Consider the following 21,555-nt stretch of genomic DNA (forward strand, 5'->3'; position numbering starts at 1 on the left):
CTTTGAACATTTGGTTCCCCTTCGCATTGGGGCAATTCATCCCATGATTCAGCAACGCCCTCCTTGACAACCGTAGTGAAGACAACCGTAGTGAAGAATTTTATCGAATTGCGATTCACTCAAAATGCTGGCTTTCCTGATTTGGGTCGATCGCTCCTGTAGTAGGGAGTAGCAATCTCAGTAGTCTACGTATAAATAACTACTCAGCAACATACTCTCAACAATCAGGGGCGGCGATGAAAAATGCAAAATGGCTGGATGTTTCAGAATATTTGCTCTGGGCGGGGTCGGGCGTTGGCTCACTGGCGGCGATCGCGTCTCAGCAAATTGCGTTTACAGCCGCCCCAATGTCTTTTTTGCTGCTGCTCAATCTGGTCAATCGTCGCCGTCTGACTCAAGAAGTGCAAGACAATGCCAATGCCAGCATTCAACAGCTTGATCAGCGCGTTGCAGAAGATTTGAAAGCGATCGACCAACAGGTGCAAACCTTACCCAGCTTTCAAGATCTTGCCAGCTTGAGAAAGACTGTGCTTCAACACAACGACGGCACGATCGCTCAACTCCAACAAAACTTATCTCACCGGATCGCTCCCCTCGAAACGCACGATCTGGGCAAGATGCGCCAAGAAATTTCTGATTTACGAAGTCGCCACAATCAGCTAAACGAATCGGTCACTTCTCTATCCAATAACCTCAACCGTCTCGCAACCAACCATCGAGTCGAAAGTGCAGAAGCGACGATCGCTCATCTCAAAACTCAACTTGACCACCTGCAAACCCAACTCAACCACCTGCCCAAAGCTCAAACCGCCGTTCCTAGAGCCGTCCAGGATCAAATCAATCAGATCAATCGCCGCATCAATAATTTGCCCCAGCCCTTTGATGCCAGCAGTCTCAGACAAGATGTAGATGGATTGGTCAAAGTCGTCGGTGATCTGGTTTCTCGGCGAGAATTGGCGCGGCTCATGGCCGAAGTCGAGAAGATTCGTCAGCAAAATCAGACGATCGAACAGTCCATCGTGCCGATGAAGTCGGTCAACCACATTCTCAGAAAGCAAGTAGATACGCTGGCTTCGTGGGTGAGCTTTAAAGCAGAAAACGGGGAACCACTGTCGAGGATTGTGAGAGTGCCAGAGCAGGCCGTGTTTGACGAAATGAGAAGCACGATCGCCGCCCTCGAACACCGCCTCAATCATCTGCCCAACGCCCTCGATCGCGCCCAAATTCAAACCGAAATGCAGGCGATCGTTACGCTACATCTCGGAAAACTTCAACAGCAGTTTGCGAGTGTGCAGCAGGTTGCTCAACTCGATCGCCAACAAAAAGATCTCGGTGCCTGGATCAATCGTCTGCCTCAAATTCTCGACTCCAGCGCTTTGCAAAGTCAGATCAAATATTTGACAACCCGACTGGAATGGACAGAAACCAACCTTTCGGAGTTGAGAGCGTCTGGTGAAGTGCAGCGCGAACGACCTGAACATGAATTAGTTTTCAATCTCAAAGCATCTCGATCGCACCGTCCGATCGCGGGTCTTTCTGACAGTCGCGCCCTGTTGGAAGCTGCCCTAGAGACTGCACCCTCGCGGCTGATTGTGGTGTTTCCTTGCCCCGATCGTGCTTTGCTTGACGCGACTCTGATCGCTAAGTTTCGAGAACTGCTCGATCGGGGCGGCAGTCTAGACCTTGGTTGGGGACATTTGGGGCAGTTGTCCGACTCGTCGCAGTCTCGGCTGATTCATGAGGCTCGGTCAGCAGACAAAAACTTTTTGCAGCCTATTCTCAGTCAGTTTACTCAACTCAAGCGCAGCTATCCTAACCAGTTTCGCTTTAAGGTGTTGGGCACAGATGAAAACTTTTTGGTGTGTGTTTCGACCCGTGAAACCTACGGAATTTTGGGGATTCATCCTGTAGCGACCGCCTGCAAGCCTTTTCCAGAAGTGGCGGTTGGACTGCGAACGACCAATGCTAACGTGATTAACGGACTGATCGATCGCTTTGACCATCCTGATCTGAATGCGGACGATGGGGCGGCTTACTACAATCGAGCACTGACCCGTCATGAGTTGGGAGATAAGCAGGGCGCGATCGCTGACTACAGTGAAGTCATTCGCATTGATCCTGACCATTCGGCGGCTTATAACAATCGAGCGCTGACTCGCTATGAGTTGGGTCACAAAGAAGGCGCGATCGCCGACCTAAATCGGGCGTTGTTAAGCAATCCTCGCAATGATATTGCCTATTGTAATCGCGGCGTGATCCGGTTAGAAGCGGGCGATTGTGGGGGCGCGATCGAAGATTTTGGCTATGCAATTCAGGTAAATGCAAACTGTACGATCGCTTACTTGCAGCGCGGTTTGGCCAATCTCAAACTGGGCAACAACTTAAAAGCAGTTGAGGAGTTTAATGCATTAATTCAACGGGAGGCCCAAAATGCGGTTGCCCACTTTCATCGGGGGGTTGCCCGCAGCAAACTGGGTGACAAAACTGGTGCAATTCGAGACTTTAAGGAAGCTGCGTGGCTGTTTTCGGCTCAAGGAGAACCAGAGAAACATCAACGAGCGATCGCCGCCGTGACGAAACTTCGCAAGCATCTAGTTTTATCAAATCGCACTTCTGAATCTAACTCAGGTCATTAGAACCGTGATCCTAATCCCAGTCGATCACAAACGAATATAGCAATCCTATTTGAGTTGTGAGAATTTGGTGGTTAGTGATGGGCTAGTGATGAGTCGTTGTTGTGTTGATTGAATTTGTCGCTAAGATTTTGGGGTTGAGAAGGCGTGATCTATGCAGCCCAAAATTATTGTTGGTAATGCTCATACAGAGGGCGAAAAGCATCGTGGTTGGTTTGTTGGTCACTTTATAGAATCGGCCGACCCGCGATCGACGACTGCTTTAGAGGTGAAGTGGGGGGTGCATCTCGCTGGAGAGGGGCGATCGCAGTGGGCACCTGCTGCTAAAGTCACTACGATTTCTATTCTGATTTGTGGAAAGTTTTGGGTGCGATTTCCAGATCAAGAGGTTTTGCTGTCGGTGCCGGGGGCTTATGTTTTGTGGTTGCCGGGGGTTGCTCATTCCTGGCTGGCTGAAGCGGATTCTACTGTGTTGACGGTTCGCTATCCCTCAGTGTCTTAGGAGATTTCCTTTAATAAATTTACCCGGCTGTCTCCATCGAGAGTTCTGAAAGTCAAAGTCCCCCAGAATTGGGGGATTTAGGGGGCTTCCCAAGGTTGGTAACTTCTTTGAAGGTTGGTAACTTCTTTGCTAGAAATCTCCTTAGCGGGTCTATTGTACAGAGATATCAAGAGCAATGGATGTTTAAACTACACAGCTACTTAATCGAATATCATCTTTTGAACTAGTAGTATCCCTCTTTTGAGGTAGAGGCGTTCTGGAAGAACAGGGGTTAGTTTAGTTAAGAACAACTGGGTCTAAACAATCGTAACTGCTGACCTAACGGTTGAATGACGGCAATCCTATAACCCGTGCAAGCTACTATCTTAGTGTGTGGTGAGTAGATATGAACTTAAACGAGCTTATTCAAGACTGTGCAGTAGGTAAAAGAGACTTGAGTCGATCGGACTTTTCTAAAGCAAGACTGAGTGGGGTGGACTTTGCTGGGGTTGATCTGTCACACAGTAATCTAAGTCGATCGTGTCTAGAGGGAGCTAATTTGCGTCGAGCCAATCTACATGGGGCAGACCTTTGTTATGCAAACTTGAGTCATGCTGATTTGACGGGTGCTGATTTGAGGGGCGCACTCTTGTTGAATGCAAACTTAACAGGCGCAAAGTTTGACTCTGCCGATCTGCGATGGGCCGCTTTAACAAATGCTACACCGTCGAATATCGATTTGAGTGGTGCCCGTGTGGGCAGAACAATTTTGCCAGAGGGCTATGCGTCTGATGGCTAAAACATCCCAGAACGAGAAGCCATACTGAACCCGTAAATTTGATGCGTTTAGCAGGATTTCTGCGTTCAGTTCGACTACGGTGCAACTGTCATAGAGTTCGTGAATCACTTGCTGAATTTGAGTTTCTGTAAAGGCAGCCTTCCTGATTAAGACTGAGCAAACTTCGTTAATGACTTGAGTACTAATCACTAAATCGACTGAGTAGATTAGTTGAGTCGCAAGAGAATGGTTTCGATCGTTCTCTAGATCGGTGGAATATGGGTCAGTCATGAGGCTGTAAAGCCAAACGTTTGAGTCAATGAAGCAAGGCGATCGGGTCATGAAGTTCGCTCGTGCATTTCTTCACGGCTGATCGATCGAACTCCGGGCACTGAAATGGGATGACGCATCAGTTCTGCAAGGATTCCATCTTCTGAAATGCGTTTTTTGGGCTGCTTTGTTACGGTGACTTTGATAGTGCTTCCCTCGCTTAAGTCTTGCTTGTATTCTTCAGGAACGACAATCACCCCATTCTCAACTCTGGCTTGAAATTCGACAGTAGCCATAATTAATCCTTCAAAGTCAATAGCTCCATTCTACTCATCCCTCATCCCTCATCCCCGCAAAGTGTTCTTGCAAGAGTTTGTGAATAAACCGATAGCGACCGCCGACTCGCTGAAGGAAGAGGCGTTCTGTGGCGTAGTTGAGAAAGCGGGCATAGTCCCAGGGTGCGTCTCCGTTGCATAAGAGAATGACACGCAGAGAAAGATGTTTAATCAATGGTAAAAGAGTCAAGCTCAGTACGAAGCCAAGAATAAGTGAAGTAGCTTTAATTGATATTGTCGGTACTACCCTGAAGTACAGAATTGAAAAAATATAAGAAATCTGAATTAGCATACAAAATAATGCAATCTTTAATCCCTCATATAAACCTTGGTTAGGAGTTCTTATTTCCTCAATTTGATTTGAGAAAAATAGGGAGATCAGAGAAATTGGGGTGAACAAGAGCCACAAAAAAGTAGTGAAGAGTACCCCAATTAAGTTGAAAACTGTATTTAGAAACCAACCTCCTTTGAGTCTTAAAAGCTTTACATATTGTATCGTCAAGAAAATAGTAAAACCGTAATGTGAATATCGTGAGCTTTCCAATCCTCTTGTTGCCACTAAAGATTTTAGACCAACGTATCTAGCACTCCTCTTTAACTTCAATCCTAGCCTTTTAGCTCCCATGCTATAAACCATACTTCCTAGTAAAGTGTGAATTGCATAGATAAATGGTGTCAGTGGAAAAAGGAAAAAATTTGAAGAAACGAATGATTGATACCTCAATGGATATATAAACTCTTTTCTTATTTGGCGGAGAGATGGAATCCCTATATGTAGCTTACGCGAAAAATTTATTCTATGAATTATAGGCATGTATTCCTTATATTCAGATGGTAGTTCATTTTTGAAAAGCCAACAACATAGAACGACTAAAGGGTAAGTTATCAATCGTACTCCGTCAGACTTGGACTCTGTTGCTAACACGAATCCACCGAACAAACCAAATACTACAACTCCATTGGTAATGGCTAGGCTGTTTAGTTCATCGAGATACACCAGGAAGCCGATTGCGGCGATTGTTCCAGTCAAAAATGTGGCAATGGAAAAAAGAAGTAACCAGTATTGCCACTGATGAAGTTTTTTGCTGAGAACTTGAGGTTGTATTTCCTCAACTAAAAACTCTGTCTCTGATTCTTCTTGTAGCTGCTGCGTCAAATAAATTAACCATTGTCGAGTTTGCGCCCTGCTTGGGGGCTTAGTTCTCCCGTAAGCTCGGCTTTGAATACCTTGTTCACTTAACCTTGGCTCAACAAGGTCTCGTGTGATCATTGCTTCCCAATAGACATCAAACAAAAGCTTCAGACGTAGTTCTGTTGAGGTTGATCGTTGCCATTGTTCTAGCGCGATCGCTCCATAAGACAAAACCGTAATACTCAAAAACAAGGGCTTTCTCACTAACTCCAATAATGCTGCATCGTCTTGCAACATTTGCCAGAGTTCAAATCGATTTGCTCGCCTCAAATAATCCTGAATTTGCTCATTGGTTAGACCTGTTAAGCAAATTGCGCCATTTAGTTGTAGTTTCGTTTGATAGGTTTCATACTCCTCTCGCCGACTACAGACAACCAAATCAGAAGGTCGATCGTCGCTTCCCAACAATCGATTAATCGCAGTCACACAAGACTGTTGATGCTCTGGCTTTACCTCATCCAATCCATCCAATAGCGGTAAAAGCTGCTTGTCCTCGATCCATTTTTTGCTGATGTCGATTCGTACCCCATACTTTGACTTGAGTTCGGCAATCAGCCAGTCTTTCATCTCCTGTTTTGGGTCTTTCCACGCCGACAGCGCAAAAATTACTGGAATCGGAGCGGCAGAATCCGCGATCGCTCTCTCCACCAATCCCTTTGCCAAATCCAGCAGCGTCGTCGTTTTCCCCGCACCCGGATCGCCCAAGATCAAAAGTCTGCCTGAAATGTCACTTTGCTCAAACACCTCCAAAATTTCTGTCCCCGGTGGCAACGGCTGACTCGGCAACGCACCAATTTTGATCTCGGCACTGAGCGGATTCCTCACCTGTTGGGGTTGGATCTGCTTGTCCAGATTGATCAGCACCGCATTATGCAGCGATTGACTCAACCGAGAAGTTACCTCATCCGCCATTGCCCTGAGCAATATGGATTCACTGCGCGATCGCTCCACCCGTCGATCTCCAGGAAGAATCACATTCCCCTGAACAGTCTCGAAGTTAATTTGATCGCGCCCTCGATTGTCGTATTGTCGTCCCATTCTATGAACCGCCAATTTTAGGATCGCCTTGAATCGTTTCGATATTGATTTGATCGCGTCCGTAGTTGTTATATTTGCGGCTGGAGTTGGACTGATTCTGAATATTCGTGATCTCTTGCGCGAGTTGCTGAATTTCGGTTGCAAATGCCGGATCTTCGGTCATCTCAAGATCCAAATATTTCGCAGCTTTCTCGATCGCTGCCGCTGTCCCCTGTTGCTCAACCTCACTCAAAGCGGTAATAGCCCGATCGTTGCCCTTGAATTTAGCTTGAATGCGATCGCGTAGATGTTTGACCTGCTCAATTGCACCACTCAAAGACTTTTTGGCGAGTTCTCCCGCACCAGACTTGATAAATTCGTCGAAGGCTAACTTGGCGATCGCCGCTGCCGTAAAAGATGCTGGGTCTAACATAGGACAATTGACACCTTACTCTGTACTTTTATATCCTAACCAGCAAAACTTTTAGGAAAACTCCGAGTAGCGCGATCGAGAACATCACCGTTGCAGCGTAAAGTGCGGTAGCTTCGCTTCACGACGTGTCCGTTCCTGTTTGAACCTGGAAAGTTCTCGCTTAAAACAACGTGAATTCGATGAGATCTCTCGCTGCGGTTACAAATCCGAGCAGCCCCCTAAATCCCCCAATTTTGGGGGACTTTGAACGAGAAATCTTGTCCGAAAGTCCCCCAAAATTGGGGGGTTGGGGGGCAGAAGCGCTCAATAACGAAGCGGAAAAACTCCATCGAATTCACGTTAAAACAGCAAAACTGGAGTCCGAAGCGCGATCGTTTTAGCTTGGCTGGCGGTTCAAACCGCGCCTACAAGAGCGAAGTCTGCCTTCGCAGACTAAGAAGGCGTTTTAACCTAGAATCAGTCTTCGTTTACCAAAAGTGCAACTGGGAAGTGTTGTAGAACTTGTGTGATTTCTATGTTTTTTCCAGATTCTAAGGACTGTCCAGAAATAACATCTTTCCACTTAGTTGATGCGGGAAGTTGAATATAAGTATCTTGCCAAACAGACCCGATCGGAGGCTTTCCTGGCTCAGTCACATCCGTCAAAAAGCGAGGCACGATCGTCACTGCATAGTGATTTTCAAACTTTCTAGCAAATGCAATAACATGATCTTTGAATCTTCCTGTCACTTCCAACGGCAAATAATCACCTTGTTGAAAAAGCTCTAAATAATCTTTTCTAGCTTGTAGTGCTTGGAAGGTGAGAAATAACTTAATTCTGCCATCTTGACGAGTATCGAGTAGGTCAGAAAGCAAGGCTGGGAGGTCTTTTGTGGCGCGTGATTTGAGATCTTTTAAGAGCGATCGCCGCTGCTCAAAATCCACCGGACGACGGTTATCTGGGTCAACTAAACTCAATTCCCAAAGTTCAACACCCTGATAAAAATCGGGAACACCAGGAGCCGTAATCTTTAATAAAGTTTGTGATAGAGAATTGAAGATTCCATAGTCAGCCACCTTTTGCTGAAAAGGAATGAACTTTTGTAGAAACTCATTCTGTTCAGAAGGCTCTAAAACCGATTCTACAAAACGAGTGAAGGCAGTTTCGTATTCAGTATTGTTGGTTAACCAGGTGGTATTAACCTTTGCCTCTCGAATCGCTTTGACAATATATTCTTTGAGGCGATCGACTAAATCAGTTTGTCCAGTTTGATCAAAAGGAAAGGCACCTACCAGCGTTTGATAAAAGAAATATTCGTCGTTGCGATCGGGCATCTCTAATCCGTCAAGCTTTGTTTTTTGAGACTGATTGAGTGTCATCCAGACGTTAACCTGCTGCGCCCATTCCTCCGGAATCTCAGAGAGAACATTAATTCTGGCTCGCATATCTTCCCCGCGCTTGGTGTCGTGAGTCGCAGTTGCATTCATGGTATGAATCCATCTTGCCTGATGCGCTTGATTGAAGGTATGAAAGTCAGCGATCGCAACGCCAAAATGACTGGGATTTCCACCCACTTCGTTCAATGAAATCAGACGGTTGTAGACATATAAAACGGTGTCCTCAACGCCTTTTGCCATCAATGGCCCCGTGTATTGCTGTATTCGCATTACAAAGTAAAGCCACTGCTCTTTTTGGGCTGGCGTGAGTGAATTGTCGTAGTTCAGTAATAAGAGTTTTTCAATAAAGTTCAATTCATGAACCAGCAGCGGAAGGTTTGTTCGCGCTCCTTGAATAACATCTTGAATGTAGGCGCGATCGACCTCACCAATTCCCTGTTGATTGACGTAGGTTCTGTAAATGGGAAAGAGAATGAGAATCTCAGCGATCGCGGTTTCTAATCCATAGATTGTAAAATCGTTGCTAAAGCGATAGTGATTAGAAATGTTCTTCAACAGATGAGCAAGATTCGCTAAGTCGCCCCGCAGATCTTTATCCAAAATGAGTCGCTTCTTTTCACGCACCAGTTGCGAATAATCAAACTCTAAACCTACGATGTCAGCATAGATTTTGGTCAGCGCGTCTTGATTATCTTGTTTGCAAAAGATGCCGTTTACATAATTCAAGAAGTCGTAACCAGAAGTGCCTTGAATCTGCCAATCGGGTAAGGTTTCTTTGAGTTCTAAGATCTTCTCGATCGTAATGTAGACATCTCCCATCTTCTCCCTCAGTCGCTCTAAATATTGAGCCGGATCAGAGAGTCCATCAATGTGATCGATTCTCAAACCTGTAAACTTCTGTTCTTGAACTAACTTACTAATAGCAGCATGGCTCTTCTCAAAAGTTTGCAGGTTTTCTACTTTAACTGAAATGAGTTCGTTAACCGCAAAAAACCTTCGATAGTTAATGCTCTCAGAGGCCGTCTTCCAATAAGCAAGTCGAAAAAACTGTTCGTGAAGTAGCTCGTCTAAATCGTCAAAGCTTTCAGAATTGCCTTTTTCACCATTGAGAACTTCAAGATTTCGATCCAAAAACTCCTGGATGTCTGAATCACTTTGATATAACTCCCAAAGAATTCCTTTAGCAAAACTGCTTTGTTCTTGGCGTTGTTCTGCGACTGATGAGACATTTTCAATGATATAAAGCACTCCCATCAGCTTGATCAGAGATGCATTTTCTTTACCTAACTTTTGAGTCAAGCTGTCAAGATCAGGTCGAATAAAATGACGATAAGACTCTAACCGAATTGGTAGCTTCAAACTTCCATAGACAACCTTGAGACTGCCCTGTTCATACTCAAGCTGAAGGTCACCTCGCTCTAAACAATCTCCATAAAAATCTCCTAACAGTGGGGCGAGAATGCGATCGCCATCATCTCCAAAAGGAGCATTCCAGGCAATATCAAAATACTCAAAATATTCCGAAGTAGAGCCATGCTCAAAAACATCCATCAGCAGCCGATTGTGACTGCTATAGGCCATATGATTGGGGACAATATCCTGTAGCCAACCCAACTGATGAGACTGAACCTTATTGACTAACGCCTCAAATTCTTCGACAGTACCTAGTTCAGGATTGATCTGATTGGGGTCAATGACATCATATCCATGAGTACTGCCTTGATTAGCTGCAAAGATTGGCGAAGCGTAGAGATCAGAAATCCCTAATTCGACTAGATATTCAATAATCTGACTGGCTGAGTTAAACCCAAAAGCACCTGTAAACTGAAGCCTGTAAGTTGAGACTGGAATATGCATTTTCAGCTTCTCCTAGAAGGCACTTAAGGAAATAAAAATAGCGTGCTAATTATTCCTACCATTAAGCTCTACAAACAATCATCTCCCCAAGGTTAAATAGACGGGTCTAACTTGAAGTAGATTCACTCACCCAAACTTTCATCTCGTTTAGCTCGATCGCTCCAAACTGGGTAGCCAGTGCGACATCTGCGGCATCTCGACCATAAGCGATCGCAATGCGATTTCCCCGTGCTTCTTTTTGGGTTGCGTCAAAGGTGTACCAACGATCGCCCACAAAGGCTTCAAACCAGGCGTGTAGATCCATTGGGTCAAGTTGATATAAATAGCCCACCACCATACGAGCGGGAATATTCAAACTGCGACAAAGGCTCATTCCTAAATGGGTAAAGTCTCGACAGACCCCCACTTGTTTTTCTGCGGTTTCACTAGCTGAAGTGGATGCATCACTGGTGCCATAGCGATATTCAACATTCTCTTGTATCCACCGCCGAATCGCTTCTACTTGATCATATCCAGGGGTTTGATCTCCAACAATTTTGAGTGCCAAACTGCCTAACTTATCTGATTCACAATAGCGACTGGGTAATAGAAACCGAATCACCTCATCGGGCAAATTCTCTGCCGGGACATAGGGCGCGCCGGGGGCAACGTCGATCGTATCTGCCGTCTCAACACTCGAAACGGTGCGGATGTGAAATCGTCCGGGTGGCGCGACTAATCGTTGACACAAGTTGCCATAGCTATCGGTGTACTCGGTAATCAGAACGCTCGGCTCTAACAAATAGTCTTCTCGAAACACCCACTGACCCAGCCCGCTGCGAGGTCTCAACATCAAAATCAGAGGGGTTGGCGCACTTGCCGTATAAACTAGCTCACATCCAGCATCCAGGCGCATTGCAGTCTCCTAAAATCTTCTAGCCGCCACCTTATTTCTAGCATTAGAGAATGATTTGAGCAGAAGCGACTTAGGAATGAGAATTAAATAACTTCGACAATTGTAGAGTTTCGGATCGCCCTCCTCACAAAGTGGGGCAAAGCCCTCACCAACCCTTCTTCCTAAGAAGGAGGCTAAAGTCTGGTTCCCTCTCTTTGGGGCTACCGTGTACACACAAGTTGATTGATCCGTCATTGCCGAGACCCTTCGCCCCCTAAATCCCCCACAAGTGAGGGACTTTGAGCTGTCGTCATGGCTTTGAACTTTGGAAATCTTTCCTTGGTCAAAGTCCCCCAGAATGGGGGATTTAGGGGGCTGAAGCCGATTGAAACGAAGCGATTCCGGACTTGTGTGTACCCGGTAGCTCTTTGAGGAGAGGGTGAGGGCGAGGGTGAAATTTCGGAGTTATTTAATCCACGATCCTTAGAGAGATCATTCCCGCGGCAGACTTTGGGAGATACGGGGCTTTAAGACAAGTGTCAGGTTAGATCCCTCTTCTTGAATGTTCTGTTCGATGTCTGCCACCTCCTGCAAGTCGTGAATTATTCGTTTGAGAAGTTTTTGACCGAGTTCGATCGAGTGCAGTTCTCTCCGCCGAAGTTTAACTTTAGTTCTCACCTAACTGCCTGCGTTAAGGCTGCGCTCTGCCCAATCAATCCATGCCTCATAGTCATGCAAACTCATGTTGTGGTGCACGCTACGCTCAAATATTTGTACTGTGCTAGATTCATTGTCAAAGTCATCGTCTTCATACTGCAACCTGTTTATGCTCTCTGACATTGTATTTTCCTTAGTTAACTAAAGTTCCAGTTTTGGTAGCAGTACTCGTTGGTATTGGGCCGATTTATAAACAACAGTCCATTAGGTTTATCACTCCTGCTAACATGACGAAAAAGAATTTTTAAGTTGCCGCCCTGACGAATAAAGTTGTGGCAAGTGGGGGATGGAGTCCAAATCTTTAAGGCCAGTTCAGGCGTGAGCGTTTGCATTGGTTCGGGGCGGTTGAGACGAATTTCTTTGCTGCTGCGAAATTGAATAACTGTGTTAGCGGTATTGAATTCAAAGACTCCAGAACTATCTACCTGTAAGTCACTCACATCTTGCCAGTGGTTGTTAAATGCGTTTCTAAAAACTTGACGATGACTTTTTTGCTGACTGAGCGATCGCAAGATACCTCCACTTCCAGCTATCAACCCTACAATAATTAAAACTGCGTGCATTAAAGAGATAACTTTACTCATAGAACGACTGTCGAATTGGAACTGCTGTGAACGACTTCATAAACGTGTAGATGCCATACCTAAACCCGCAAATTGCTGTAGAGGACTCAGGTTATGCTTCACATCAGAAGGAAGAATTTTCGGAAGTTTGGCTCATTTTCAAAGCTTTAGAGTGCCTTACAAAACTGGCGTTTTCCCAGCTTGGCAGTTCAAGCCGCCGCCACGAGAACAAAATCCGCCTTCGCGAATTAATAAAACTCTGCATAAATCTAGCTACGAGGCAGACTTCGTTCTTCTAGGTGCGCCAGCCTTGACCTCTAGTAAATTGGGTTTAGAACTTTTGTCAGTCAATCACGAGGTTGCATTTACACCCTTAAATGCTTTTGAATAAACCACCCTTTTAAGGCGCTGCCAAATGCAACTAAAAGAAGCAACGCAGGCAGCATGTCAGTGCTCATTGCAATTAAAATTCCAGTAAACCCGATCGCCCATGACAAAAAGCTTCTCGCAAACCAATTGCTGGTCAGGTGATTTGGTCTCAGATAGGTTTGATAGCGATTTCGGATCAGCAAAAACTGAGCTAATCCTAAGATTGGCCCACCCAAAGCTGCTAAACACGGCAGGCTAAGGATTAGAATTAGTGCGCCTTGCCCTCTCGTATCAACACCCATCAAGGCTAGAGAGAGATCATGCGATAGCATCACGAGAACCCCAGTTGTAGTGGTTGTCAAGAACCATCGATATGCAAATTGCTGATCTCGAAATTTCCAGAATAACAAGACTCCTTGTAGTACTCCCAGTGGGAGCCAATAAGCTAGATAGACAGCGATCGAGATCCAAATATCAGGATATCCCGGATACCAAGACAGTCGATAAAACCAAAGCACACTTGCGATCAGGCTCACACATCCAGGACTAATTAAACTCCATAAGATGACAAATCTATTCATGATTACTTTGAGTTTTACATTAGGATTTTTACATTAAGGATGTGGAGCTATCCGCGATCGCTCTGTTCTAACACACCCTACACAAGGGTCGGTTTTATTCAAGTCTCATTCCTTAGTAGATTTTTGTGTTCTCACCTCAACCTGGACTAGTGATCAAAATGATCAAACTTACTAATCGTTAGCTATGTGTGAAACAAAAGTGTAAAGAAGCTGAGAGTGAGTGGGATGTTTCTAATTCCTTTAAGCAGCCACCCGGTAGACGCTCCGTTGCAAATTATCTGTCCTTCAGTCTGGTATCTTGCACAAACTCAGGCTAAATTAGCGGAGAACGTCACGATCCGATTCTTTAAGGAGTGGACTCATATGTGCGGAATTGTCGGCTACATCGGAACCCAGGCAGCCAGCGGCATTTTGCTCGAAGGGTTACGCAAACTAGAGTATCGAGGCTATGACTCTGCCGGGATTGCGACCGTTTTGGAGGGTGAAATTCACTGTGTCCGCGCCAAGGGCAAGCTGATTAATCTCGAAGAAAAACTGGCTGGCGAAGACAACCCCGCTCGCATCGGCATCGCTCACACTCGATGGGCGACCCACGGCAAGCCCGAAGAATATAACGCCCACCCCCACATGGATACCGATCAGCGCATCGCAGTCATCCAAAACGGCATCATCGAAAACTATCGAGACCTGCGCGAAGATCTCAAAAGCCGAGGCTGCCAATTTCGCTCTGACACCGACACTGAAGTCATTCCCCACCTGATCGCCGAACAACTCGCCCTCTCTAAACAGGACTCTTCACTCCTCGCCCCTCACTCCTCACTCCTCGAAGCCGTCCGCCTGGTGGTGAATCAACTGCACGGGGCGTTTGCGATCGCCGTCATTTCTGCCGACCATCCCGATGAATTAATCGTCGCCCGTCAACAGGCTCCCGTCGTTCTGGGATTTGGGCAAGGAGAATTTTACTGCGCGTCCGATACGCCTGCTTTGGTGCCTTACACCCGTGCCGTTTTGCCGCTTGAGAATGGTGAAATCGCCCGTATGACTCCGCTCGGCGTTGAGATCTACAGCTTTGACGGGCACAGACTCAAAAAAAATCCCCGGACGCTCAACTGGAACCCGGTCATGGTCGAGAAACAGGGCTTCAAACACTTCATGCTCAAAGAAATCTACGAGCAACCGGGAGTCGTGAGAGCCTGTCTAGAAGCCTACTTTGATGGAGATTGGACAGCCGCCGATGCCGCTATTAATAAACCGCCCGTCACTCTGGGATTAGCCGATCGCTTGCTCGATAACCTGGGACACATTCAAATCGTCGCCTGTGGCACAAGCTGGCACGCAGGACTGGTCGGGAAATATCTGCTCGAACAACTGGCTGGCGTGTCTACAACCGTTCATTACGCTTCAGAATGTCGCTATGCGCCCGCCCCGATCGTGCCCAACACCCTGACGATCGGAGTCACTCAATCTGGCGAAACTGCCGACACCTTAGCCGCGCTAGAAATGGAGAAGAAGCGGCGATCGACCTTTGCTCCCGATTCGGGTCTAGAAGCTCGTCTACTCGGCATCACCAACCGTCCCGAAAGTTCGCTGGGTCACTTGATCCCCAATATCATTGACACCCATGCGGGCATCGAGATCGGCGTTGCGGCTACTAAAACATTCGTGGCTCAAGTGATGGCATTTTATGCGCTGGCATTGGATCTCACCTATCGCCGTCAAGCCAAATCACCCGCAGAACTGGAAACCCTGCTCGTCGGATTGCGTCAGCTTCCTGCTCAGATGGAGATCGTTCTCGAAAGCCAGGAGCGCTACATCGAACAGTTAGCCCACGACTTTGCAGAGACTCAAGACTTTATTTTCTTGGGACGAGGCATCAACTTTCCGATCGCCCTCGAAGGGGCCCTCAAGCTCAAAGAAATCAGCTACATCCACGCCGAAGGCTATCCAGCGGGTGAAATGAAACACGGCCCGATCGCTCTATTGGATGCCAAAGTGCCCGTGGTGACGATCGCGATGCCCGGAACGGTTTACGAAAAGGTTCTCTCGAATGCTCAAGAAGCCAGGGCGCGAGATGCTCGATTGATTGGGGTGACTCCGATGGATGAGCAAGAAGCGGCTGACACGTTTGATACGTTGATTCCGGTGCCCCATGTGGATGAGGTGCTGTCTCCCATTCTGACGGTGATTCCACTTCAACTGCTGGCTTATCACATTGCAGCGCGACGCGGCTTGGATGTCGATCAGCCTCGTAACCTGGCTAAGAGCGTTACGGTTGAGTAGTGTCGATTAAACAGTGTCGATTAAACAGTGTTGATTTTGAAGGCTAACTGCTTATGAATCCTGCGATCGCCCTTCGGCAAATTTCGGTGCAAGATTATCACCGCATGTCAGAAGCTGGAATTTTGCACCCAGATGAGCGCGTTGAGTTGTTAGAAGGTCAAATTATTAAGATGGCAGCGAAAGGAACCGCTCATCGTGCCGCAGTTAGCCGAGTTAACCATCTGTTGAAGGAGCGTTTGGGCGATCGGGTTTTGATTTGTCTGCAAGATCCGATCCGGCTTGACGATTATTCTGAACCAGAACCCGATGTAGCGGTGGTGCGTCCTGATCCGCTGTATTACGAAGATCACCATCCCACACCTGCTGAAGTTTTTCTGCTAATTGAGGTGGCAGATACGAGCCTGAAGTTTGACTGCGAGACGAAGGCTCTGGCGTATGGTCGCTCAGGCATTGCGGACTATTGGGTGTTGGATGTGAACGATCGCAAGCTGCATGTGTTTCAGATGCCCAACGCAACGGGCTATCAAAGTGAAACGATTTTGTCAGAAGCGTTGACCGTTGCACCCCTGGCGTTTCCAGACTGTCTGATTGTGGTTAAAGAACTGCTGCGATCGTGAAGGGTTTCTAGAAGAGAATTGCTTTCCCGTCTGGGGCTTGGATGGGTGAGAGCGAGGGAACTTTGAACTTCGGCTCCCCCAGAATTGGGGGTTGGGGGGCGGTTCGCCAGGATTTATCGAATTCACCTTAATATCAGGTCAGTTCGATGAGAGTAACTCGCTTCGTTTCAATCGGCTTCAGCCCCCTAAATCCCCCAAAATTGGGGGACTTTGACCAAGAAAAAGTTTCAGAGTTCAAAGAAATTACGCTGATTCAAAGTCCTCCAGAATGGGGGATTTAGGGGCGACTCCCTCAGCAACGAAGCGAAAAAATCTGTTGAACTGACTTTGATATCAGATAAGCCCAATCTGCTAGTTAGCAGCGGCAGCTTTTTGGCGGGTGGGGCGTTTGCGGTCTGATTTCTTTTTTAACCCAACGGCTTGTGCTTCGTTGCTGTCTGCACCAAATTGTCCTCGCACCACATCTTTCATGGCCAACACTGCGTTGTGAAAGTCCCATTCTGCGAGACGGGCGGCATCGGCGGCGGCGCGATAGAGGGCAAGTTGTTCGGTTTCGGCTTGCTGGGATGCCAGCATTGCTTGATAGGTCTGTTGTAGGGCCTGGGGGGTGGCTTCTGGGCGTTGGGTGCTGTAGTCACGAATGGTGTTGAAGCCGTTGAGTGAGTCAACATCTTGACTGAGCGATTGGGTGGCTAGACGGCGACTGGTGTTTTGGGGTGACATGGGTTATCTCCGTAGTAAAGGGTAGATGCATTGTGCCCAATAGAACTATTTTGTTAACGTGACTACGGGTTTTTTGTGGCAGTATTAATGGTGCAGGGTGCAATCGTATTGTGGGCAGAAACAATGTCAAGGTGAGTGAACACGATCGCTTTGTCAGCAGAAACAATTGATGGGTGTGGGGTGACAATGCCATTGTGAGCAAGCACAAAGCCAAAGAGGGTTGACGCATTAGCGTTGTGAGCGGTGACAATTGAATGTTGAGCGGTGACAATTGAGTGGGGAAGGATGACAACTCAAACTCAGGCGATCGCGCCCTCTGCCCCATATTCTTCACTCGATTTCCCATTACCATAACTCAACGAATCTTTTTTTCTAATCGCTTTGAAAAATGCAGAGCGCTAAGTTGTATAGACATGGAACGACTGATGATGGATGCGACACCAGTAATTACACTTGATCAGCTTGCAGGAATTTCGATTGAAGAATTTCTGGGTAGGGCGCTGCAAGAAGGCACCCTCACCGTGCAGTTTCCAGATGGGGAGGTGGTGACCATACAACCTAAGCCAAAATTGCAGCCACTGCCTGTGTTAGAAGGCTATGTGTCAAAAGGTTGGAAAGATGAGATTTACCCATGAACACAACAGATTGGGTGTTTTTAGATGCAGGACTTTTTATTGGTGCATTGCTGAGTGGCGATTCACGTCATGCTGAAGCCCGTCCAATTGTAGAGGCGGCTCGGCGAGGAGCGTTTGCTGCCTGCACATCGGTAGGAGTGTTGGGTGAAGTTTATGCCGCATTGACATGGATTGGTGCTCAACCCACTCAAACACCAGAAGTGGCAAGTCAGGCTGTGGGATTGTTGGTGGCAGACCCGTCTGCGATTCGAGTACTGGAGACAGGGGTGAATGCTGGCAAGAAAATGTTAGAGCTTGCTGCAAATTATCGATTAACGGCTCGCCGAATTCATGACGCAAGGCACGCTGCAACAGCATTAGTTTCGGGAGTGCGACAAGTTTATACCTATGACATTGTTGATTGGCAGATCTTTCAGCCTGATGGAATTGTCGTTATGGGCCCAAAGTCTAGAAATTCTGGCGGTGGTTGATCGCCGTCTCACTCCTCAGCCGTTTTATCCTTCCCCTTCACTCCTTATCCATTCTCGTTCCCCTCGTTCATGAACCAGTCAGAACTACTCGAAATCATTCACCATGCTGCCCAAACCAAACAGACATCGTTGGATCTTTCTAGCAAAGGTTTAACAGAACTCCCCGTCGAACTCTGGCAACTCACGAATCTGACAAAGCTTTCCCTCTCCCACAATCAACTGAGTGCGGTGCCAAAGGAGTTGGGGCAACTGTCCAATCTGACAGGGCTTTACCTCGACAACAATCAACTGAGTGCGGTGCCAAAGGAGTTGGGGCAACTGTCTAATCTGACAGAGCTTTACCTCGACAACAATCAACTGAGTGCGGTGCCAGAGGAGTTGGAGCAACTGTCCAATCTGACAGGGCTTTACCTCGACAACAATCAACTGAGTGCAGTGCCAAAGGAGTTGGGGCAACTGTCCAATCTGACAGCGCTTTCCCTCTCCCACAATCAACTGAGTGCGGTGCCAAAGGAGTTGGGGCAACTGTCCAATCTGACAGGGCTTTACCTCGACAACAATCAACTGAGTGCGGTGCCAAAGGAGTTGGGGCAACTGTCTAATCTGACAGAGCTTTACCTCGACAACAATCAACTGAGTGCGGTGCCAGAGGAGTTGGAGCAACTGTCCAATCTGACAGGGCTTTACCTCGACAACAATCAACTGAGTGCAGTGCCAAAGGAGTTGGGGCAACTGTCCAATCTGACAGCGCTTTCCCTCTCCCACAATCAACTGAGTGCGGTGCCAAAGGAGTTGGGGCAACTGTCCAACCTGACAAAGCTTTTCCTCCTCGACAATCAACTGAGTGCGGTGCCAAAGGAATTGGGGCAACTGTCCAACCTAACGGTGCTTTTCCTCCTCGACAATCAACTGAGTGCGGTGCCAAAGGAGTTGGGGCAACTGTCCAACCTGACATTGCTTGACCTCTCCCGAAATCAACTGAGTGCGGTGCCAAAGGAGTTGGGGCAACTGTCCAATCTGACAAAGCTTTACCTCTCCCACAATCAACTGAGTGCGGTGCCAAAAGAATTGGGTCAACTCTCCAATCTGACAAGGCTTATCCTCAGCGACAATCAACTGAGTGCGGTGCCAAAGGAGTTGGGGCAACTGTCCAATCTGACAGAGCTTTACCTTGATGACAATCCCCTCACGTTTCCGCCGCCAGAAGTTGTGGAGCAGGGCACCGCCGCAATTTTGGCGTATCTCCGAGAAGATTTAACCGAACAGTGGATTTCTAAACTGCTGGTCGTCGGACAGGGACAAATCGGTAAAACAGAACTGTTGAGAGGGCTGCAAGGTGAACCCTTTGATCCCCAACTCAATACCACCCACGGCATTGCCATTCGTCCGCTCACATTAGATCACCCAGTCAAAACAAATGTCACGATGACCTTGAATACCTGGGATTTTGGCGGTCAAGACATCTACCACGCCACCCATCAGTTTTTTCTCACCAACCGTTCCCTGTTTCTGCTGGTCTGGAGCGCCCGTGCAGGATGGGAACCTTGCAAGCTGATTTACTGGCTCAAAACCATTCGCGCCAATGCTCCCGACTCCCCCATTTTGCTTGTCGCCACCCACGTCGAAGAAGGACGGGATGCTGATTTACCCCTCAGCGAACTGCAACAACAGTTTCCCAAAATTATCGGACAGTGTGAAATCAGTAACCGCGATCGCACAGGCTTTGAGCATTTGCGACAGACCATTACAACCGCAGCCGCACAACTTCCATTAATGGGCGAACGCTGGCCCTTTACCTGGCTCAACGCTGCCAACGCCATTCGCGCCGTTAACCAAAAATACACGACTCCTCAAAAGTTGTGGAAATTGATGACCCACCATCAGGTAGAAGCCTTCAGCCAGCAAGTCTTAGTGCGATGGCTCCACGAACTCGGAGATATTCTCTTCTTTCAGGACAACGATGACCTCAACGATTTTGTCATCTTCAAACCCCAATGGGTGACAGAACACATCAGCCGAGTTTTGGAATCAGACGAAGTGATTCGTCGCAATGGCATCTTCACCCGCCCCTGCATGGATCAACTCTGGAAAGATCTGGATGCACCGATCCGCGACCACTTTCTACGGCTCATGGAACGCTTTGACCTCTCCTACCGCACCCTCGAAAACAAAGACATCAGCCTGATTGTCGAACGGCTACCCTTTGAGCCACCCGCCTACGAATCGATGTGGAACGCCAAACACCAAGAACCCAACTGCAAAGAAATCTCGATGAAGTTTCAACTCAGTGAAGTCTTACCCGGCATTCCCACCTGGTTTATCGCCCGTCAACACCGCTTCACGATCGACCAGAGCGAACGACGCGGCATCCATTGGCGTACCGGAGTCTTATTTCGGGACACCGAACAAAAGCATCTGGCTTTGACCAAAATTGGACGCGACGATCGCACCAACGCCGAATATCTACGACTCACCGTGCGCGGTGCCATGCCCCACAGTTTCTTTGATCTCCTAAAAGAAGGCATCGAACTCACCCTGCGCCGCTACCCCGGTTTACAAATCACTCGCCTCATTCCCTGCCCCGACCCCGCTCACGTCGGCTGTACTAACGAATTTGAATATGCTGACCTGATCAAAAAACTAGAACGCACCCCCCCAAAAGAAACGATCGAATGCATAAAGTGTGAGGAAACCATTTTCGTTAACCAACTTCTGTTCGGCTTGCATCCGACAACCCACGAGGATGTTGTAGCGCGACTCGCTAAACTCCAAAGTGGACAAGACAAAATCCAGGAGGGACAATATGAGTTACGAGAACTGGTGCAAAGTCAATTTCTGCGGCAGTTTCGTCAACAGCAAAAACTGATCGAATCCCACTGTCCCAACGTATTTGTCCTGCGAACTGACGATCGTTCTCGCCTCAAAAAAGCCTGGGAACAAGAACTCGGTACGCAACGCATCAATCTGCAACTGTACTGCCAGATGCCCGGATGTATGCACCCCACCCTTGACCCCGACGACCCCCAAAAACCTTGCGGACTCTACCCCATCGATGAACCCCAAAAATGGCTCAAAGCGATCGCTCCCTACTACCGTCGCATGGTCGGAGTTCTCAAATTTGCCACCCCACTCATCGGCCCTTGGCTGGGCGTGATGGAAGCCAAAGACTACGAAGCCATGTTCAAAAGTGACATTGACCTGGCAAAAGAACTATCCGGCAAACTCCCAACCCTCAAAACAGGCGATCTCGACGACATCGACACCGCACTAGGAAGCGATTACCCCGAAAGGGGAACAGCCCTGCTTGACTGACAAAACTAGGAAGCCGGAATGCAAGAGAGGACAGTAAATTC

21 protein-coding genes are annotated in these 21,555 nt (G+C 47.6%); 10 read left to right on the forward strand and 11 right to left on the reverse strand.

Annotated elements, in window-relative coordinates; all coding sequences use genetic code 11:
- Window positions 1–236: 236 nt before the first annotated feature.
- From ACJ2PR_RS24890 to ACJ2PR_RS24900, 3 genes are all read left to right on the forward strand, one after another.
- Window positions 237–2,636 carry a tetratricopeptide repeat protein gene (locus ACJ2PR_RS24890; RefSeq protein WP_446878961.1) on the forward strand — a complete coding sequence of 800 codons (2,400 nt, stop codon included), beginning with the start codon at window positions 237–239 and terminating at the stop codon, window positions 2,634–2,636.
- Window positions 2,637–2,787: 151 nt separating this feature from the next.
- Window positions 2,788–3,135 carry a hypothetical protein gene (locus ACJ2PR_RS24895; protein WP_446878962.1) on the forward strand — a complete coding sequence of 116 codons (348 nt, stop codon included), beginning with the start codon at window positions 2,788–2,790 and terminating at the stop codon, window positions 3,133–3,135.
- A gap of 385 nt (window positions 3,136–3,520) precedes the next feature.
- Window positions 3,521–3,913: a pentapeptide repeat-containing protein gene (locus ACJ2PR_RS24900; protein WP_446857037.1), complete on the forward strand. Its 393-nt coding sequence runs from the start codon at window positions 3,521–3,523 to the stop codon at window positions 3,911–3,913.
- Here the strand turns inward: ACJ2PR_RS24900 and ACJ2PR_RS24905 are convergent.
- From ACJ2PR_RS24905 to ACJ2PR_RS24915, 3 genes are read right to left on the reverse strand one after another with little or no spacing between them, the layout of a single operon-like run.
- Complete coding sequence (locus tag ACJ2PR_RS24905) at window positions 3,824–4,234, reverse strand: PIN domain-containing protein (RefSeq protein ID WP_446878963.1); 411 nt, start codon at window positions 4,232–4,234, stop codon at window positions 3,824–3,826. The two genes, ACJ2PR_RS24900 and ACJ2PR_RS24905, sit on opposite strands and share 90 nt — an antisense overlap.
- Window positions 4,231–4,458: a hypothetical protein gene (locus tag ACJ2PR_RS24910; RefSeq protein WP_446878964.1), complete on the reverse strand. Its 228-nt coding sequence runs from the start codon at window positions 4,456–4,458 to the stop codon at window positions 4,231–4,233. Before ACJ2PR_RS24910 ends, ACJ2PR_RS24905 begins: the two co-directional genes overlap by 4 nt.
- A 34-nt stretch (window positions 4,459–4,492) precedes the next feature.
- Complete coding sequence (locus ACJ2PR_RS24915) at window positions 4,493–6,433, reverse strand: NACHT domain-containing protein (RefSeq protein WP_446878965.1); 1,941 nt, start codon at window positions 6,431–6,433, stop codon at window positions 4,493–4,495.
- On the opposite strand from ACJ2PR_RS24915, the gene ACJ2PR_RS24920 reads away from it, so the two are divergent.
- Window positions 6,422–6,748: a hypothetical protein gene (locus ACJ2PR_RS24920; protein ID WP_446878966.1), complete on the forward strand. Its 327-nt coding sequence runs from the start codon at window positions 6,422–6,424 to the stop codon at window positions 6,746–6,748. The two genes, ACJ2PR_RS24915 and ACJ2PR_RS24920, sit on opposite strands and share 12 nt — an antisense overlap.
- Here the strand turns inward: ACJ2PR_RS24920 and ACJ2PR_RS24925 are convergent.
- The gene (locus ACJ2PR_RS24925) at window positions 6,729–7,139 is read right to left on the reverse strand and encodes a hypothetical protein (RefSeq protein ID WP_446878967.1); all 411 of its coding nucleotides are present in this window, start codon (window positions 7,137–7,139) and stop codon (window positions 6,729–6,731) included. The two genes, ACJ2PR_RS24920 and ACJ2PR_RS24925, sit on opposite strands and share 20 nt — an antisense overlap.
- Before the next feature lie 179 nt (window positions 7,140–7,318).
- On the opposite strand from ACJ2PR_RS24925, the gene ACJ2PR_RS24930 reads away from it, so the two are divergent.
- Window positions 7,319–7,519, forward strand: a complete 201-nt coding sequence (locus ACJ2PR_RS24930) for a hypothetical protein (protein ID WP_446878968.1) — start codon at window positions 7,319–7,321, stop codon at window positions 7,517–7,519.
- A gap of 76 nt (window positions 7,520–7,595) precedes the next feature.
- On the opposite strand, the gene treY is transcribed toward ACJ2PR_RS24930, so the two are convergent.
- The 6 genes from treY to ACJ2PR_RS24960 all read right to left on the reverse strand — a co-directional run bounded on the left by treY (window position 7,596) and on the right by ACJ2PR_RS24960 (window position 13,477).
- The gene (gene treY / locus ACJ2PR_RS24935) at window positions 7,596–10,373 is read right to left on the reverse strand and encodes a malto-oligosyltrehalose synthase (protein ID WP_446878969.1); all 2,778 of its coding nucleotides are present in this window, start codon (window positions 10,371–10,373) and stop codon (window positions 7,596–7,598) included.
- Between the two features lie 106 nt (window positions 10,374–10,479).
- Window positions 10,480–11,268 (reverse strand): transglutaminase domain-containing protein, encoded by a 789-nt coding sequence (locus ACJ2PR_RS24940; RefSeq protein ID WP_446871056.1) that lies wholly within the window; start codon window positions 11,266–11,268, stop codon window positions 10,480–10,482.
- A 471-nt stretch (window positions 11,269–11,739) separates the two neighbouring features.
- On the reverse strand, window positions 11,740–11,925 hold the full coding sequence (locus ACJ2PR_RS24945) for a hypothetical protein (protein WP_446878970.1): 186 nt from the start codon (window positions 11,923–11,925) through the stop codon (window positions 11,740–11,742).
- The gene (locus tag ACJ2PR_RS24950; RefSeq protein WP_446878971.1) at window positions 11,926–12,087 is read right to left on the reverse strand and encodes a hypothetical protein; all 162 of its coding nucleotides are present in this window, start codon (window positions 12,085–12,087) and stop codon (window positions 11,926–11,928) included. It lies immediately after the preceding gene.
- Window positions 12,088–12,101: 14 nt separating this feature from the next.
- Window positions 12,102–12,548: a hypothetical protein gene (locus ACJ2PR_RS24955; RefSeq protein ID WP_446878972.1), complete on the reverse strand. Its 447-nt coding sequence runs from the start codon at window positions 12,546–12,548 to the stop codon at window positions 12,102–12,104.
- Window positions 12,549–12,892: 344 nt separating this feature from the next.
- Window positions 12,893–13,477, reverse strand: coding sequence for a hypothetical protein (locus ACJ2PR_RS24960; protein WP_446878973.1), 585 nt, complete (start codon window positions 13,475–13,477; stop codon window positions 12,893–12,895).
- A gap of 225 nt (window positions 13,478–13,702) precedes the next feature.
- On the opposite strand from ACJ2PR_RS24960, the gene glmS reads away from it, so the two are divergent.
- Both glmS and ACJ2PR_RS24970 read left to right on the forward strand, forming a co-directional pair.
- Window positions 13,703–15,757, forward strand: a complete 2,055-nt coding sequence (gene glmS / locus ACJ2PR_RS24965) for a glutamine--fructose-6-phosphate transaminase (isomerizing) (protein ID WP_446878974.1) — start codon at window positions 13,703–13,705, stop codon at window positions 15,755–15,757.
- Window positions 15,758–15,810: 53 nt separating this feature from the next.
- Window positions 15,811–16,374 (forward strand): Uma2 family endonuclease, encoded by a 564-nt coding sequence (locus ACJ2PR_RS24970; RefSeq protein ID WP_446878975.1) that lies wholly within the window; start codon window positions 15,811–15,813, stop codon window positions 16,372–16,374.
- 351 nt (window positions 16,375–16,725) lie between these two features.
- On the opposite strand, the gene ACJ2PR_RS24975 is transcribed toward ACJ2PR_RS24970, so the two are convergent.
- Window positions 16,726–17,097, reverse strand: a complete 372-nt coding sequence (locus ACJ2PR_RS24975; RefSeq protein WP_446878976.1) for a hypothetical protein — start codon at window positions 17,095–17,097, stop codon at window positions 16,726–16,728.
- 413 nt (window positions 17,098–17,510) lie between these two features.
- On the opposite strand from ACJ2PR_RS24975, the gene ACJ2PR_RS24980 reads away from it, so the two are divergent.
- From ACJ2PR_RS24980 to ACJ2PR_RS24990, 3 genes are all read left to right on the forward strand, one after another.
- Window positions 17,511–17,732: a hypothetical protein gene (locus ACJ2PR_RS24980; protein WP_446878977.1), complete on the forward strand. Its 222-nt coding sequence runs from the start codon at window positions 17,511–17,513 to the stop codon at window positions 17,730–17,732.
- Window positions 17,729–18,202: a type II toxin-antitoxin system VapC family toxin gene (locus ACJ2PR_RS24985; RefSeq protein ID WP_446878978.1), complete on the forward strand. Its 474-nt coding sequence runs from the start codon at window positions 17,729–17,731 to the stop codon at window positions 18,200–18,202. Before ACJ2PR_RS24980 ends, ACJ2PR_RS24985 begins: the two co-directional genes overlap by 4 nt.
- Window positions 18,203–18,271: 69 nt before the next feature.
- A complete protein-coding gene (locus tag ACJ2PR_RS24990; protein ID WP_446878979.1) occupies window positions 18,272–21,514 on the forward strand; it encodes a leucine-rich repeat domain-containing protein in 3,243 nt (1,080 codons plus the stop codon).
- The last annotated feature ends 41 nt before the right edge of the window (window positions 21,515–21,555 follow it).

The organism is Phormidesmis sp. 146-33 (assembly GCF_052939515.1).

Bases quoted from the DNA above. Each gene is read 5' to 3' on its own strand.
- ACJ2PR_RS24955 (WP_446878972.1), bottom strand. From the start codon at position 12,548: ATGAGTAAAGTTATCTCTTTAATGCACGCAGTTTTAATTATTGTAGGG.
- ACJ2PR_RS24990 (WP_446878979.1), top strand. From the start codon at position 18,272: ATGAACCAGTCAGAACTACTCGAAATCATTCACCATGCTGCCCAAACC.
- ACJ2PR_RS24970 (WP_446878975.1), top strand. From the start codon at position 15,811: ATGAATCCTGCGATCGCCCTTCGGCAAATTTCGGTGCAAGATTATCAC.
- ACJ2PR_RS24900 (WP_446857037.1), top strand. From the start codon at position 3,521: ATGAACTTAAACGAGCTTATTCAAGACTGTGCAGTAGGTAAAAGAGAC.
- ACJ2PR_RS24960 (WP_446878973.1), bottom strand. From the start codon at position 13,477: ATGAATAGATTTGTCATCTTATGGAGTTTAATTAGTCCTGGATGTGTG.
- ACJ2PR_RS24950 (WP_446878971.1), bottom strand. From the start codon at position 12,087: ATGTCAGAGAGCATAAACAGGTTGCAGTATGAAGACGATGACTTTGAC.
- ACJ2PR_RS24895 (WP_446878962.1), top strand. From the start codon at position 2,788: ATGCAGCCCAAAATTATTGTTGGTAATGCTCATACAGAGGGCGAAAAG.
- treY (WP_446878969.1), bottom strand. From the start codon at position 10,373: ATGCATATTCCAGTCTCAACTTACAGGCTTCAGTTTACAGGTGCTTTT.
- ACJ2PR_RS24910 (WP_446878964.1), bottom strand. From the start codon at position 4,458: ATGGCTACTGTCGAATTTCAAGCCAGAGTTGAGAATGGGGTGATTGTC.
- ACJ2PR_RS24890 (WP_446878961.1), top strand. From the start codon at position 237: ATGAAAAATGCAAAATGGCTGGATGTTTCAGAATATTTGCTCTGGGCG.
- glmS (WP_446878974.1), top strand. From the start codon at position 13,703: ATGTTTCTAATTCCTTTAAGCAGCCACCCGGTAGACGCTCCGTTGCAA.
- ACJ2PR_RS24975 (WP_446878976.1), bottom strand. From the start codon at position 17,097: ATGTCACCCCAAAACACCAGTCGCCGTCTAGCCACCCAATCGCTCAGT.
- ACJ2PR_RS24925 (WP_446878967.1), bottom strand. From the start codon at position 7,139: ATGTTAGACCCAGCATCTTTTACGGCAGCGGCGATCGCCAAGTTAGCC.
- ACJ2PR_RS24930 (WP_446878968.1), top strand. From the start codon at position 7,319: ATGAGATCTCTCGCTGCGGTTACAAATCCGAGCAGCCCCCTAAATCCC.
- ACJ2PR_RS24905 (WP_446878963.1), bottom strand. From the start codon at position 4,234: ATGACCCGATCGCCTTGCTTCATTGACTCAAACGTTTGGCTTTACAGC.
- ACJ2PR_RS24985 (WP_446878978.1), top strand. From the start codon at position 17,729: ATGAACACAACAGATTGGGTGTTTTTAGATGCAGGACTTTTTATTGGT.
- ACJ2PR_RS24940 (WP_446871056.1), bottom strand. From the start codon at position 11,268: ATGCGCCTGGATGCTGGATGTGAGCTAGTTTATACGGCAAGTGCGCCA.
- ACJ2PR_RS24980 (WP_446878977.1), top strand. From the start codon at position 17,511: ATGGAACGACTGATGATGGATGCGACACCAGTAATTACACTTGATCAG.